Source organism: Allobosea spartocytisi, assembly GCF_014764685.1.
Taxonomy (GTDB): domain Bacteria; phylum Pseudomonadota; class Alphaproteobacteria; order Rhizobiales; family Beijerinckiaceae; genus Allobosea; species Allobosea spartocytisi.
Genome location: NZ_JACXWY010000008.1, coordinates 128,797 through 143,589, shown reverse-complemented (window position 1 = coordinate 143,589; position 14,793 = coordinate 128,797). Strand labels below are relative to the sequence as shown.

14 protein-coding genes are annotated in these 14,793 nt (G+C 68.0%); 7 read left to right on the top strand and 7 right to left on the bottom strand.

Features of this window, described 5'->3' with window-relative positions; genetic code table 11:
- Nucleotides 1-4: 4 nt before the first annotated feature.
- From IED13_RS14965 to IED13_RS14950, 4 genes are all read right to left on the bottom strand, one after another.
- Entirely contained in the window at nucleotides 5-619 is a 615-nt protein-coding gene (locus tag IED13_RS14965; RefSeq protein ID WP_038364309.1) for an HAD family hydrolase, read from the bottom strand.
- A 114-nt stretch (nucleotides 620-733) separates the two neighbouring features.
- Nucleotides 734-1,369 (bottom strand): TIGR00725 family protein, encoded by a 636-nt coding sequence (locus tag IED13_RS14960; RefSeq protein ID WP_191124640.1) that lies wholly within the window; start codon nucleotides 1,367-1,369, stop codon nucleotides 734-736.
- Between the two features lie 5 nt (nucleotides 1,370-1,374).
- A complete protein-coding gene (locus IED13_RS14955; protein WP_038363505.1) occupies nucleotides 1,375-2,085 on the bottom strand; it encodes an orotate phosphoribosyltransferase in 711 nt (236 codons plus the stop codon).
- A 267-nt stretch (nucleotides 2,086-2,352) separates the two neighbouring features.
- Complete coding sequence (locus IED13_RS14950) at nucleotides 2,353-4,434, bottom strand: 3-hydroxyacyl-CoA dehydrogenase NAD-binding domain-containing protein (RefSeq protein ID WP_191124639.1); 2,082 nt, start codon at nucleotides 4,432-4,434, stop codon at nucleotides 2,353-2,355.
- Between the two features lie 235 nt (nucleotides 4,435-4,669).
- Here IED13_RS14950 and pgi point away from each other — a divergent pair, with 235 nt between their 5' ends.
- The 7 genes from pgi (at nucleotide 4,670) to IED13_RS14915 (ending at nucleotide 12,735) form a co-directional block, all read left to right on the top strand.
- Nucleotides 4,670-6,310 (top strand): glucose-6-phosphate isomerase, encoded by a 1,641-nt coding sequence (gene pgi, locus IED13_RS14945; RefSeq protein WP_191124638.1) that lies wholly within the window; start codon nucleotides 4,670-4,672, stop codon nucleotides 6,308-6,310.
- Nucleotides 6,311-6,351: 41 nt separating this feature from the next.
- Complete coding sequence (locus IED13_RS14940) at nucleotides 6,352-7,563, top strand: acyl-CoA dehydrogenase family protein (protein WP_191124637.1); 1,212 nt, start codon at nucleotides 6,352-6,354, stop codon at nucleotides 7,561-7,563.
- A complete protein-coding gene (locus IED13_RS14935; RefSeq protein WP_191124636.1) occupies nucleotides 7,560-8,585 on the top strand; it encodes a phosphotransferase family protein in 1,026 nt (341 codons plus the stop codon). The genes IED13_RS14940 and IED13_RS14935 overlap by 4 nt, the downstream gene beginning before the upstream one ends.
- A gap of 92 nt (nucleotides 8,586-8,677) precedes the next feature.
- Nucleotides 8,678-9,385: a GntR family transcriptional regulator gene (locus tag IED13_RS14930; RefSeq protein WP_038363495.1), complete on the top strand. Its 708-nt coding sequence runs from the start codon at nucleotides 8,678-8,680 to the stop codon at nucleotides 9,383-9,385.
- Between the two features lie 115 nt (nucleotides 9,386-9,500).
- Nucleotides 9,501-10,463: a dihydrodipicolinate synthase family protein gene (locus tag IED13_RS14925; protein WP_113254576.1), complete on the top strand. Its 963-nt coding sequence runs from the start codon at nucleotides 9,501-9,503 to the stop codon at nucleotides 10,461-10,463.
- A gap of 16 nt (nucleotides 10,464-10,479) precedes the next feature.
- A complete protein-coding gene (locus tag IED13_RS14920; RefSeq protein WP_113254577.1) occupies nucleotides 10,480-11,721 on the top strand; it encodes an NAD(P)/FAD-dependent oxidoreductase in 1,242 nt (413 codons plus the stop codon).
- 12 nt (nucleotides 11,722-11,733) lie between these two features.
- The gene (locus IED13_RS14915; protein ID WP_038363492.1) at nucleotides 11,734-12,735 is read left to right on the top strand and encodes a 4-hydroxyproline epimerase; all 1,002 of its coding nucleotides are present in this window, start codon (nucleotides 11,734-11,736) and stop codon (nucleotides 12,733-12,735) included.
- A 36-nt stretch (nucleotides 12,736-12,771) separates the two neighbouring features.
- On the opposite strand, the gene minE is transcribed toward IED13_RS14915, so the two are convergent.
- From minE to minC, 3 genes are read right to left on the bottom strand one after another with little or no spacing between them, the layout of a single operon-like run.
- Entirely contained in the window at nucleotides 12,772-13,035 is a 264-nt protein-coding gene (minE, locus tag IED13_RS14910; protein WP_038363490.1) for a cell division topological specificity factor MinE, read from the bottom strand.
- Entirely contained in the window at nucleotides 13,032-13,847 is an 816-nt protein-coding gene (gene minD, locus IED13_RS14905; RefSeq protein WP_038363487.1) for a septum site-determining protein MinD, read from the bottom strand. The genes minE and minD overlap by 4 nt, the downstream gene beginning before the upstream one ends.
- Before the next feature lie 32 nt (nucleotides 13,848-13,879).
- Complete coding sequence (gene minC / locus IED13_RS14900) at nucleotides 13,880-14,614, bottom strand: septum site-determining protein MinC (RefSeq protein WP_038363485.1); 735 nt, start codon at nucleotides 14,612-14,614, stop codon at nucleotides 13,880-13,882.
- Nucleotides 14,615-14,793: the final 179 nt, after the last annotated feature.

The window sequence follows — 14,793 nt, the reverse complement described above, 5'->3', positions numbered from 1 at the left end:
ACGGTCAGAGCGCCAATCCGCGCTCCCGCAGCGCTGCGCGCAGATCGATCGGCTCGACGAAATGCACCGTCCGCATGCCGACACCGTCGGCGGCGGCGATGTTCTTGGCGCTGTCGTCGACGAAGATGCAGTCACCGGCAGCGAGGCCGTAGCGCTCCAGCAGCACGTGGAAGATCGCCGGGTCCGGCTTGATCAGCCGCTCATGCGCCGAGACCACGACCCCGTCGAAGGATTGCAGGAAGGGGAAGCGGATCAGGCTCTCCGCCCATTTCTCGCGTGAGAAATTGGTGATGGCGTAGACCTTGTCACCGCGCGCCTTCAGCTCCTTCAGCGTCGCGACGCTGTCCTCGATGATGCCGGGTACGGTCTCATGCCAGCGCTCGTCATAGGCCCTGATCTCGCGCTCCCATTCCGGGTGCTCAGCCACCAGCAACGCCACCGCCTCTTCCCAGGAGCGGCCGCGATCCTGCTCGATGTTCCAGGCGGCGGTGCAGACATTCTGCATGAACCAGTCGAGCCGCTCCGGATCGGGAATCAGGTCCCGGTAGAGCAGGCGCGGATCCCACCGGATCAGCACATTGCCCACATCGAAAACCACCGTCGGGGAAGCTGCTGCCATGATCTCCATCCGCTCATCCGCCCCCGCCGGCGACAGAAGGCCCGGCACGAAGCATCGCGCCGGAGGGTGGAGCGGCACCGGCTGCCGCGTCAACCGGGCGATATGCCGTTCACCTCAGAGCGCGAGAAAAACCCGCGCGACCTGCGCAAGCGCCTCCTCGGCATCGGCGCAGCGCACCGCGCCTTCGACCGCCGGCGCCCCATCGAGCAGGAAGACCGGCCGCTTGAACTGAAGCGCGAAGGCGATTTCCGACAGGGTGCCGTAGCCGCCGCCGATAGCGACGAGACAGAAGGCCGCCCGCGCGATCAACGCATTGCGCGCCACGCCGATGCCGGTCGCCAATGGCACGGTGACGTAGGGATTGGCCGCCGCCGGCTCATCGTCAGGCAGCAAACCGATCGACAATCCTCCGGCGCCCTCGACGCCGCGGCAGACCGCCTCCATCACGCCCGAGCGGCCGCCGCAGAGCACCGTGACGCCGTGCCCGGCGAGCAGGGCGCCCATATGCTCGGCCATGGCGTCCTGCGATGCGGTCGGCGTCCGCGTCCCGATCACCGCGACGGGGACACGCACGGCCTTGCCGCTCTCCCGCTGCAGCCAGCGCAGGGCTTCGGTGGGAGAGATCGCCACATCGTCGGAAACCCCAGCCCCGGCGCCCCAGATGCGGGCCGCCGGATCGAAGCAGCGCCCGGTCCCGTCGTGCAAAACGCGGCGGCCGGCATCGAGGCGTAGTGGCTTGCCCGGCTCCATCCGCGTCAGGCCGACTTCTCCTGGCCGAACTCGGAGATGCCGCCATGCCTGGCCGACCAGCTCGCCGGGTCGTTCAGGAAGCTCTCGACCTCGGCCAGCACCTTCGGCTCGAAATGGCCGCTCTCCTTGGCGACCGCCAGCACGTCCCACCAGGTCGTCAGATAGTGCAGGTTCACGCCGATCTCGGCCATGAGCTCGCGGCTCTTCGGGAAGATGTCGTAGTAGAACAGCACGAAGCAATGATCGACGACGGCGCCGGCATCGCGCAGCGCCTGGCAGAAATTGACCTTGCTGCGCCCGTCCGTCGCGAGATCTTCGACCAGCAACGTGCGCGCGCCGACCACGACCTCGCCCTCGATCTGGGCATTGCGCCCGAAGCCCTTCGGCTTCTTGCGGACATACTGCATCGGCAGCATCAGCCGCTCGGCGATCCAGGCGGCGAAGGGAATGCCGGCGGTCTCGCCACCGGCGATATTGTCGATCGATTCGTAGCCGATGTCGCGCACGATGGTCGAGGCGGCGAAATCCATCAGCGCCGAGCGCAGGCGCGGATAGGAGATGATCTTGCGCGAGTCGGTATAGACCGGACTTGCCCAGCCGGAGGTGAAGACGAAGGGCTTGTCCTTGTAGAAATGGACCGCATTGATTTCGAGGAACATCTTGGCCGCTTCGCGCGCGAGGACCGACCGATCGGCGGCGGTGAACAGATTGGCCATGGCGTCGATTTCTCCGGTCTGAGCGCCATCGTTCGCCGCGCGCGGCGTGAGACGAGGCACCTGTCAAGTTCGCAAACGGCCCCTTCTGTTCCTTCGCGACGGGAGGGTCAATAGCGGAAAAAGGTTTTCGACAGAGAGCACCGATGCGGCGTCGCTTCCCGGAAACGCTCGGTCGCCTTGTCGGGATTTCCCAGCGCAGATCGCGGTCTGGCTGGGTCGTCGCCCCGGAGTTTCGAGCCGCGGCAGGCTGAGCCGCGCCGATCCGGCTCAGCCTGCCGCGGCACCGAAACTTGCGAATCCCTTGCCTTCGGCCGCGAGGCGCTTGAGCAGCGGTGCCGGCTCCAACGCCTTGTCGCCGCTCTCGGCCGCCTGCGCCTCCAGCCGCTTGGCGATCACGTCGAGCCCGACGCCGTCGGCCCAGTACATCGGCCCGCCGCGCCAGGCCGGCCAGTTGTAGCCGTTGATCCAGACGACATCGATGTCGCCCGGCCGCGCCGCAATGCCCTCTTCGAGGATGCGCGCGCCCTCGTTCACCATCGGGTCGAGCAGCCGTGCCAGGATCTCCGCCTGCGAGAAGGCCCGGCGCGTCACGCCCTGCTCGGCCGAGATGCGTTGGATCAGCGCCTCGACCTCCGGGCAGCGCTGGCCGGCGCGCGCGCCCTGCGGGTAGAGATAATAGCCGCGCCCGGTCTTCTGCCCGAACCAGCCGGCCTCGCAGATCGCATCCGCGACGGGAGCCTTCAGGCCCCGCGCCTTGCGCGAGCGCCAGCCGATATCGTTGCCGGCGAGATCGGCCATGGCGAAGGGGCCCATCTTGAAGCCGAAATCGACCAGCGCCTGGTCGACCTCGTAGGGCAACGCGCCCGCGACGAGCAAACGCTCGGCCGCGCGCGTGCGCTGCTCCAGCATCCGGTTGCCGACGAAGCCGAAGCCGTTTCCGACGACGACAGGCACCTTGCCGAGCTTGCGCCCGAGCGCGACGGCAGTCGCGATCGCATCGTCCGCCACGCCCTTCGGCCTGACCACTTCGAGCAGCTTCATCACATTGGCCGGGCTGAAGAAATGCATGCCGAGCACGTCCTGCGGGCGTTTCGTCGCGGCCGCGATGGTGGGCACGTCGAGATAGGAGGTGTTGCTGGCCAGGATCGCGCCGGGTTTCGTCACCTTGTCGAGCTCGCCGAAGATCTGCTGCTTGACGCCCATCTCCTCGAAAGCCGCCTCGACCACGATATCGGCTCCAGCCGCCCCGGCGAGACCGACCACGGGCTTGATCAGCGCCAGCCGCGCCGCCCGCGCCTCCGGCGTCAGCGAACCGCGCTGGACGGAGATATCGTAGATCGCGGCGATGCGGTTCACGCCGTTGTCGAGCGGTGCCTGCGCCGTCTCGATCAGCGTCACCGGGATGCCGGCATTGGCGAAGCACATGGCGATGCCGCCGCCCATCGTGCCCGCGCCGATCACGGCGGCGCTGGCGATGGGGCGCGGCTTCACCTCGGGCCCGATGCCCGGCACCTTCGCGATCTCGCGCTCGGCGAAGAAGACATGGCGCAGAGCCTTCGAGCGCGGGTCGTCAACGAGCGCGAGGAACAGCTTGCGCTCGGCCGCCAATCCCTCCTCGAACGGCAGCAGGAAGACGTTGCGGACCGCCTCGACCAGCGCCGGCACATTCGGCATCTCGCCCGCCTTGCGCAGCGCGTCTTTCGCCTGAACCTCGAAAGCGGCGCGGTCGGCTTCGGTGAGCTTGTCGACGGCAGCGCTGGTGACGGGGCGGCGCCCCTCCCCGGCGAGCCCTTCGGCGACGCGGATCGCCGTGGCGAGGAGATCGCTCGACACCACCTCGTCGAGCAGCCCCCATTCGAGCCCGCGCCCCGCCGGGATCGGGTCACCCGAGAGCATCATCGGAAACGCCTTTGCCGCGCCGATCAGCCGCGGCAGGCGCTGCGTGCCACCCGCGCCGGGAATGAGGCCGAGCTTGATTTCGGGCAGGCCGAGCTGCGCTGACGGCAGGGCGACCCGAGCATGGCAGGCGAGCGCGACCTCGAGCCCGCCGCCGAGCGCCACGCCCTGGATCGCGGCAACGACCGGCTTCGGCGAACGCTCGATCGTGTCGAGCACATCGGGCAGGAACGGCGGCACCGGCGGCTTGCCGAACTCGCTGATATCCGCGCCGGCGATGAAGGCCTTGCCGGCCGCCGCGATCACGATGGCGCTGACCGCCTCATCCGCATTGGCTCGCCCGATCGCCTCGACCAGCCCTGCCCGGACCGCCGCGCCGAGCGCGTTCACCGGAGGACTGTCGAGCGTGATGACGGCAACCGCCGCGTTGCGGGAGAAGGCGACAGGATTCAAGGCGGCGGCTCCGGTTGAGGCATCCGTGGCGGCCGGCTGCCCAGCCGCCCCGAACGACACCGAGGAATAACCGATCTCGGTTGCCGGTCAGCAGATTTTTTTGCGGCCGGGCGCATGCGGGGCACGCTGCGGAAGCCGACCGGAAACCGCCATGCATGGCAAGGTTGCAAGTCGAGGTGTCGGCACGGGCCGCTCTTGTCGTATGGTCCTGCGCATGACGAACGGAGCATCGACTATGCCGAAGCGGTTGGAAGAGATCTGGAGCGCGTTGGCGGCCTGCCGCGACGCGACGAAAGGACGCCATCTGCGCGCTTTTTTCGCCGAGGACGCTGAGCGCTTCGCCGGTTTCTCGGCCCGGCTCGACGATCTGCTTCTGGACTATTCCAAGACCTCGGTCACCCCGGACGCCTTGGCTCTTCTCCTGAAGCTCGCGCAGACCGCGGAGGTCGAGGCCAAGCGCGACGCCATGTTCGCCGGCACCGCCATCAACACCACGGAAAACCGCGCCGTGCTGCATGTCGCGCTGCGCAACCTGTCGGACCGCCCGATCCTGGTCGACGGCATCGACGTGATGCCCGAGGTGCGCGCGACGCTGGACCGTCTCTTCGCCTTCGCCGAGGGCGTGCGCGACGGCAGCATCGCCGCCGCCGATGGAGGGCGCTTCACCGATGTCGTGAACATCGGCATTGGCGGCTCCGATCTCGGGCCGGTGATGGCGACGGCGGCGCTGACGCCCTATCATGACGGCCCGCGCCTGCACTACGTCTCCAATGTCGACGGCGCCCATATCGCCGACACGATCGCGAAGCTCGATCCAGCGCGGACGCTGGTGATCGTGGCGTCCAAGACCTTCACCACCGTCGAGACCATGACCAACGCCGCCACCGCGCGCAAATGGCTGGCCGGCGCGCTCGGCGAGGCGGCGGTCGGCGCCCATTTCGCCGCGGTCTCGACCGCACTCGACAAGGTCGCCGCCTTCGGCATCCAGCCGGAACGCGTCTTCGGCTTCTGGGACTGGGTCGGCGGCCGCTATTCGGTCTGGTCGGCGATCGGCCTGCCGGTGATGATCGCGATCGGGTCGGAGAACTTCCGCGCCTTCCTCGCCGGCGCCCATGCGGTCGACGAGCATTTCCGCACCGCGCCGCTCGACAAGAACCTGCCTGTCCTCATGGGCCTGATCGGCCTGTGGCATCGCGATGTCTGCGGCTATCCCTCCCGCGCCATCCTGCCTTACGACCAGCACCTTGTCCGGTTGCCCGCCTATCTCCAGCAGCTCGACATGGAATCGAACGGCAAGCGCGTGCGCAAGGACGGCACGCCGGTGGAGCGACCGACCGGCCCCGTGGTCTGGGGCGAGCCCGGCACCAACGGCCAGCACGCCTTCTACCAGCTCATCCACCAGGGCACCGACGTCGTGCCTTGCGAGTTCCTGATCGCGGCCGAGGGCCATCATCCCGACCTCGCCCACCATCAGCGCCTGCTGATCGCCAATTGTCTCGCCCAGAGCGAAGCCCTGATGAAAGGCCGCACGCTCGACGAGACGAAAGCGCAGCTCACCAAACGGGGCCTTGCTCCCGAAAAGCTGGAAGCGCTCGCCCCGCATATGGTCTTCCCCGGCAATCGCCCCTCGCTGACCATCGCCTATCGCAAGCTCGATCCCTTCGCGCTCGGCCGGATCGTCGCGCTGTTCGAGCACCGCGTCTTCGTCGAGGCGGCGATCTGGGACATCAACGCCTTCGACCAATGGGGCGTCGAACTCGGCAAGGAGCTGGCGACGGCGCTGCTGCCGGTGATCGAGGGCAAGGCGCCCGGCGCCAGCCATGATTCCTCGACCGCGGGCCTCGCCGCCTATCTCACGGCTGGCAAGAGCGCCTAGCGGCCTGCCGCCTCTCCCTCCCTCATCAGCCTGGACCGACGATGGATTTCACGATTTCACCGGAGCTCGAGGATCTGAGGCAGCGGATCGCGGCCTTCGTCGAGAGCGAGATCATCCCGCGCGAAGCCGATCCCGCGAGCTGGGACGCGCATGAGAACATTGCCTTGCCCGCATTGGCGGAGTTGCGGGCGAAGGCCCGCGCGGCCGGGCTCTGGTGCCTTCAGCTCAAGCCGGAGACGGGTGGGCTCGGTGTCGGGCGCGTCGGCATGGCGGTCTGCTACGAGGAAATGAACCGCTCGATCTTCGGCCCGGTCGTGTTCAACTCGGCCGCGCCCGACGACGGCAACATGATGGTTCTGGAGGCGGTGGCGACGCCCGACCAGAAGCGCCGCTGGCTCGCGCCGATCGTGGCCGGCGAGGTCCGCTCCGCCTTCGCCATGACCGAGCCACATCCCGGCGGCGGCTCCGACCCGACCATGATCCGTACGCGAGCCGAGAAGCAGGCCGATGGCTCCTGGAAGCTCTACGGCCGCAAATGGTTCATCACCGGCGCGGAAGAGGCGGTGCATCTCATCGTCATCGCCCGCACCTCCGACGATCCGCGCCGCGGCCTGACCGCCTTCCTCTTCCACCGCGACCAGCCGGGCTGGGAGATCGTCCGCCGCATCCCGATCATGGGGCCCGAAGAGCATGGCGGCCATTGCGAGATCGCCTTCGACGGTCTGCGCGTCGCGGCCGAGGATGTGCTGATGGGCGAGGGCGACGGCTTCAAGGTCACGCAGATCCGGCTCGGCCCCGCACGCCTGACCCATTGCATGCGCTGGCTCGGCCTCGCCAAGCGCAGCGTCGAGATCGCCCGCGCCTATGCCGCGACGCGCGAGGGCTTCGGCATCCGCCTCGCCGACCGTGAAAGCATCCAGCTCAAGCTCGGCCGCACCGCCATGGCGATCGAGATCGGCCGCCTCCTGGTGATGAAGGCGGCCTGGGAGCTCGACCGTGGCGGGCAGGCCCGCAAGGAGGTCTCGATGGCCAAGGTTCAGGCCGCCAACACGCTGCACGAAGCGGCTGACATGGCGATCCAGATCAACGGCGCGCGCGGCTATTCCAAGGACACCGTCCTCGAATGGATCTACCGCTACGCCCGCCAGGCACGGCTGGTCGACGGCGCCGATGAGGTCCACCAGATGGTCCTCAATCGCTTCCTCGACAAGGAAGGCGACGCCTTCTGGCGCTGGCCGGTCGCTGGCGCATGATCGCTCCCGCCGGACAGCCCGATCCCGGCTTCGACGCCGCCATCCTCGACCGCTTCCTGCGCGGCGCCGTGGAGGGGCTGTCCGGCCCGATGCGGCTGCAGCAGATCAGCGGCGGCCAGTCCAACCCGACCTTCTTCGTCACCTATGACGAGCGCGCGCTGGTGCTGCGCAAGCAGCCGCCGGGCGATCTTCTGCCTTCAGCTCACGCCATCGACCGCGAATATCGCGTGATCAGCGCGCTCGCCCAAACCGATGTGCCGGTGCCCCCCGCCCTGCTCTATTGCGACGATCGCACCATCCTCGGCACGCCCTTCTACCTAATGGAGAAGGTCGAGGGCCGCGTCTTCCACGACTGCACTTTGCCCGGCCTTTCCCCCGCAGAGCGCAACGCGATGTACGCCTCGCTCGCGACCACGCTGGCGGCGCTGCACAATGTCGATGTCGCGGCGGTGGGTCTCGCCGATTACGGCAAGCCCGGCAATTACTTCGCCCGCCAGATCGCGCGCTGGGGCCGGCAATGGGAATTGTCCCGCAGCCGCGACGACGCCCATATCGACCGGCTCCGTGCCTGGCTGCCGGAGCATATCCCGGCCGACGAGACCGTCAGCCTCGTCCATGGCGACTATCGCATCGGCAATGCCATGTTCCATCCGACCGAACCGCGCATCGTCGCCCTGCTCGACTGGGAACTCTCGACGCTCGGCCACCCGCTCGCCGACCTCGCCCATTCCGCCATCGCCTGGCTGTCGCGGCCGGACGAGTATGGCGGCATCGAAGGGCTCGATCTCGCAGCGCTCGGCCTGCCCGATCTCGCTGGCTTCACCTCCCTCTATGCAGCCGAAGCCCGCCACGGCCAGACGCTGCAGCCCTTCCACCTCGCCTTCGCCCTGTTCCGCTGGGCCGTGATCTTCGAGGGCATCGCGGCGCGCGCCCGGGCCGGCAACGCTTCCGCCGACAACGCCGCCGAAACCGGGCGCCTGGCTGCCGCCTTTGCCCGGCATGCGGCGGACCTCACCCAGTGAGCTGGGTCCGCCCCCCTCGCCGCGCCGATTGATCCGCCGCCGTCCCACCCGTATGCCTCTTGTCGACAAGAGGGCCCGCAAGAGGACTGTGGATGAGCGCGACGAAGACACCAGCCCCCGCCCCGGAGCGCAAGCGCGGCTCGGGCGTCAAAGTCGTCTACGACCTGCTGCGCGACGAGATCCTCGACCTCGTCCTGCCGCCGGGCAGCCCGATCGACGAGGTGCAGCTCGCCGAGCGCTTCCAGATGTCGCGCACGCCGATCCGCGAGGCGCTGGTGCGGCTGGCCGGCGAAGGATTGATCGACACGCTGCCGAACCGCTCGACCATGGTGGCGAATCTCGACTTCCTCAACATGGCGCCCTTCTTTGACGCGCTGACGCTGATGTATCGGGTCACGACCCAGCTCGCCGCCCAGAACCACCGGCCCGCTGATCTGGAGGCGATCCGCGCCCGGCAGGCCGAGTTCGCCGCCGCCGTCGCGGCACAGGATGCGCTGGCGATGATCGCGACCAACGCCGCCTTCCATGCCGCGATCGCGGAAGCCGGCCGCAACCCCTATTTCAACAGCCTGTTCAGCCGCCTCCTCGACGAGGGCCGCCGCTTCCTCAGGCTCTACTACCAATCCTATGACGACCGGCTGCCGCAGCAATTCGTCGATGAGCACGAGGCGATGATCGCCGCGATCGTCACGCGCGACACGGCAGCGGCGGAGCGTCTCGGCAAGGCCCATGCCGAACAGATCGTCGAGCAAATTCAGAAGCTTATGGTCGGCGAGAAACGACTCGAAATCCCGCTCTAGAACGCTCGCCCGAATTCTTGTCGACAAATAATATGCAAGATGCTAGGAAGGGGCATGGAGAGGCGCCCCGACGCGGCGCGAGCCTCCGCCGACCGGCAGCCAGAAGGAGATCGAGATGAAGGCCAAGATTTTCTCCGGCGTGATCCCCGCGCTGATGACGCCCTGCAAGGCGGACCGCACGCCCGATTTCGACGCGCTGGTGCGCAAGGGCAAGGAGCTCATCGCCGCGGGCATGTCCGCGGTGGTCTATTGCGGCTCGATGGGTGATTGGCCCCTGCTCACCGACGCCCAGCGCATGGAAGGCGTCGAGCGTCTGGTGAAGGCCGGCATCCCGGTCATCGTCGGCACGGGCGCGGTCAACACCGCCTCCGCCGTCGCCCATGCCGCCCATGCCCGGAAGGTCGGCGCCCAGGGCCTGATGGTAATCCCGCGCGTGCTCTCGCGCGGTTCGGTCATCGCCGCCCAGAAGGCTCATTTCAAGGCGATCCTCACCGCTGCCCCCGACCTGCCGGCGGTGATCTACAACAGCCCCTATTACGGCTTCGCCACCCGCGCCGAGCTGTTCTTTGCTCTCCGCGCCGAGCATCCCAACCTCGTCGGCTTCAAGGAATTCGGCGGCCCGGCCGACATGCGCTACGCGGCCGAGAACATCACCAGCCGCGATGACGGCGTCTCGCTGATGATCGGCGTCGATACCGCCGTCTTCCACGGCTATGTGAACTGCGGCGCCACCGGCGCGATCACCGGCATCGGCAATGTGCTGCCGAAGGAGGTGATCCATCTCTGCAAGCTGTCCGAAGCCGCCGCCAAGGGCGATGCCGAGGCGCGCCGGCTCGCGCTGGAGCTGGAGCAGGCGCTGACCGTGCTCTCCTCTTTCGACGAAGGCCCGGACCTCGTTCTCTTCTTCAAGCACATGATGGTGCTGAAGGGCGATGCGGAATACGCGCTGCACTTCAACGAAACCGATGCGTTGAGCGACAGCCAGCGCGGCTATGCCGAGACGCAGCTCAAGCTCTTCGACGCCTGGTACGCGGATTGGTCGAAGCAGCCGGGCGCCGCGCGGAAGCACGCCGCCTGACGGCAGCGCCCACCCGATGGCCGCTCCCGATGTCATCGTCATAGGCGCCGGCGTGGTCGGCCTCTCCGCCGCGATCGCGGCGCAGGGGCGCGGCCTCTCCGTCGTCGTGCTGGATCGCGAGGGGCCGGCGGCAGGCGCCTCGGCCGGCAATGCCGGCGCCTTCGCGTTCACCGACATCCTGCCGCTCGCCTCGCCCGGCATTCTGCGCAAGGCGCCGCAATGGCTGCTCGACCCGCTCGGGCCACTCTCGGTGCCCCCGGCCTATGCGCTGCGGATCGCACCCTGGATGTTCCGCTTCTGGCGAGCCTGCGCGCCCGCCCGCGTCGCGCATTCCACCGCCGCGCAGACCGCGTTGATGGACCTGTCCAAAGCCGAGCTCGAACCCTTCCTGCGCGAGAGCGGCACGCTCGGCATGCTGCGCAAGGACGGCAATCTCCAGGTCTATGAGGGCGAAGCCGAGCTCAAGGCCTCCCTCCCCGGCTGGCGCGCCCGCGAGGCGCACGGTATCGAATTCCGCCACCTCGATGCCGCCGGCATCGCCGACATCCAGCCAGGCCTCGCACCGCGCTTCAGCCACGGTACCTTCACGCCGGGCTGGTATTCGATCGCCGATCCCAAGCTCTACACGCTCGCTCTGGCCGAGCATTTCCGGCGCAAGGGCGGCACGATCGAGCGGCTGGACGTCGTGGGTCTGGCGCCGCAGGGCGACGGCATCGAAATCCGCGCCCGTGACGGTATCTCCCGTCAGGCCGCGAAGGTCGTCCTCGCCGCCGGCGCCTTCTCCCACCGCATTGCCCGCAGCCTCGGCGAGCGCATCCCGCTCGAAACCGAGCGCGGCTACAACACCACCCTGCCCCCCGACGCCTTCGACCTGCGCACGCAGATCACCTTCGGCGGCCACGGCTTCGTCGTCTCCCGGCTTTCGACCGGCATCCGCGTCGGCGGTGCCGTCGAGCTCGGCGGATTGGACCTGCCTCCGAATTTCCGCCGTTCGGAGGCGATGCTGGCCAAGGCCCGGACCTTCCTGCCGGGCCTCAACCCCGAGGGCGGCGTGCAATGGATGGGCTTCCGCCCCTCGCTGCCGGACAGCCTGCCGGCGATCGGCCGGGCGCGGGCCTCAGCCCGCGTGGTCTATGCCTTCGGCCATGGCCATCTCGGCCTGACGCAATCGGCCGGCACCGCCCGGCTCGTCGCTGACCTGTTGACAGACCGGCCAACCGCCGTCGACATCGTCCCCTTCTCCCCGCAGCGCTTCTGAGAGGCGTATCCCATGGCCAGCCATACCTTCTCCTGCATCGACGGCCATACCTGCGGCAATCCGGTGCGCCTCGTTTCCGGCGGCGGCCCGCTGCTGGAAGGCGCGAACATGCTCGAGAAGCGCGCCCATTTCATGCGCGAATTCGACTGGATCCGCACCGGCCTGATGTTCGAGCCGCGCGGCCACGACATGATGTCGGGCTCGATCCTCTACCCGCCGACCCGGCCCGATTGCGACGTCGCCGTGCTCTTCATCGAGACCTCGGGCTGCCTGCCGATGTGCGGCCACGGCACCATCGGCACGATCACCATGGGCATCGAGAACGGGCTGATCACCCCGCGCGAACCGGGCAGGCTCTCGATCGACGCCCCCGCCGGCAAGGTCGATATCAGCTATCGCCAGGAGGGCCGCTTCGTCGAGGAGGTCCGCCTGACCAATGTGCCGGGCTTCCTCCATGCCGAGGGACTGACCGTGGATGTCGAAGGCCTCGGCGAGATCGTCGTCGACATCGCCTATGGCGGCAATTTCTACGCCATCGTCGATCCGCAGAAGAACTTCCGCGACATCGCCGACCACACCGCCGGCGAGTTGGTCGGCTGGTCACCAAGGCTGCGCGCCGCGCTCAACGCCAAATACGAGTTCGTCCACCCGGAACACCCCGAGATCACGGGCCTCCGCCACATCCTGTGGACCGGCCAGGCGACCAAGCCGGAAGCCCATGCCCGCAACGCCGTGTTCTACGGCGAGAAGGCGATCGACCGTTCGCCCTGCGGCACCGGCACCTCGGCCCGCATGGCGCAGCTCGCCGCCAAGGGAAAGCTCAAGGTCGGCGACGAGTTCGTGCACGAATCGATCATCGGATCGCTGTTCAAGGGCCGCGTCGAGGCGGCGGCGACGGTGGCGAACCGCGAGGCCATCATCCCCTCCGTCGCCGGCTGGGCCCGGATGACCGGCTACAACACCATCTTCATCGACGACCGCGACCCCTTCGCCCACGGCTTCGTCGTCGCCTGAGGAAGCCCTGAGGCCGCGATGTGTGAAAGGCGGCCCTCAGGCCGCCTTCTTGCCCGCGTCGAACGGGATCTCGATGTCGACGGCCAGCGTCGAGACCTGGGCGCCGCGCTCCATCCTGACGGTGACCTTCTCGTCATCGACCTGCATGTGCTTCGAGATGGCGCGCAGGATTTCGTCGCGCAGCTTGGTGACGAGGTCGGAATCGCCGACGGCGGCGCGCTCATGCGCCAGCAGGACCTGCAGTCGCTCGCGAGCTGCCGGAGCCGATGGCGAGCGGGAGAAAAGACGGAGCAGATTCATGCCGCTTTCCTTCCGAAGAACTTGCCGAAGAAGCCTCGCTTCTCGCCGGGGATCGCGACCGGGAGGCTTTCTCCCTTAAGCCGGCGCACGGCCTCGAAATAGGCGATCGCCGGCGCGCTGCGGTCGTCTGCAAGCGTGACGGGCGAGCCGATATTGGAGGCGCGCAGCACGTCCATGCTCTCCGGGATGATGCCCAGCAGCGGGATCGACAGGATCTCGAGGACGTCGTCCACCTTGAGCATGTCGCCGCGCTCGGCGCGGGCGGGGTCGTAGCGGGTGAGCAGCAGGTGCTTCTCGACGCGCTCGCCGTTCTCGGCCCTCAGCGTCTTGGAGTCGAGCAGGCCGATGATGCGGTCGGAATCGCGCACCGATGAGACTTCCGGATTGGTCACGACGATGGCGATGTCCGCATGGCGCATGGCCAGCGTCGCCCCGCGCTCGATGCCGGCCGGGCTGTCGCAGATGACCCAGTCGAAGCTCTGCTTCAGCGCGCCGATCACCGCCGCGACGCCCTCGGCCGTCAGATTGTCCTTGTCGCGCGTCTGCGAGGCCGGCAGCAGATAGAGCGTCTCGACCCGTTTGTCGCGGATCAGCGCCTGCGTCAGCTTGGCCTCGCCCTGGATGACGTTGACGATGTCGTAGACCACGCGCCTTTCGGCGCCCATGACGAGGTCGAGATTGCGCAGGCCGACGTCGAAATCGATCACGACGACCTTCTCGCCGCCCTGTGCGAGTGCAGCGCCCAGCGCGGCGGAGGAGGTCGTCTTACCGACGCCGCCCTTGCCCGATGTGACCACGATGACCTTGCCCATTGACCGCTCCTTTGAATGTTGATGCCTGCGGCTCAGGCGAGCGCTTCGACCTTGAACGCTTCGTTCTCGAGCCAGATCTGGACGGATTTGCCGCGGAGCCCGGGCTCCATGTCCTCCGCCGTCTTGTAGTAGCCGTCGATGGCGATCAGCTCCGCCTCGAGCTTGCGGCAGAAGATGCGTGCCGCGCCGTTGCCCATCGTGCCGGCCATCGCCCGTCCGCGCAGGGTGCCGTAGACATGGACCGAGCCGCCCGCGACGATCTCCGCTCCCGATGCGACCGAGCCGATGACGGTCACGTCGCCTTCCAGGAAGACCAGCGACTGCCCCGAGCGCACCGGCTGCGTGACGATGATGGACGGCACGGCTTTCGGCAGCTGCGGCGCAACCGGCTCGCTGCTGGCGACGGCATCGGCCTTGGGGCTCTCGGCTGCGACCGGGGCCTCGAAATCCGAGGTCGGGCGCCCATCCGCCATCGCCGGCGGCAGATCCGAGCCGAGTAGCGACGGGGACGCGCCCTCGATCCCCATGATCCGCACCTGGCGTGAGCCGAGCTTGCCGACGAGCTCCCGCAACTCAGCGCGGTCGATCTCCAGGCCGGAAACGTCGAGCACCACGGGGCGCCGCAGGAAGAAGCCGGCGGAGCGCGAGGCCAGATCGTCAAGCCGCGCCAGCCAGTCCTCGAAGGGCTGCTCCGGGGTCAGCGTCAGCGCGAGATAGGACCGCCCCTTGAGGCGGATAGGCCGGGGTTGAGTTAACACGTCGGTCATCTTGGTAAATTTTCGGTTGCTTCGGTGTATCGAGGGAATGGTTAACGGAGTGTAAATCGCCCCGGCGCAGCCAGCGGGTGTCCACATTCTCTCCACAGCGCACATCGGCTCGATCCGGCCGGCATCGCGCATCTGCGACACCCGGTGCTGACGTGGGCCGGATGCTGCGGCTACCATGG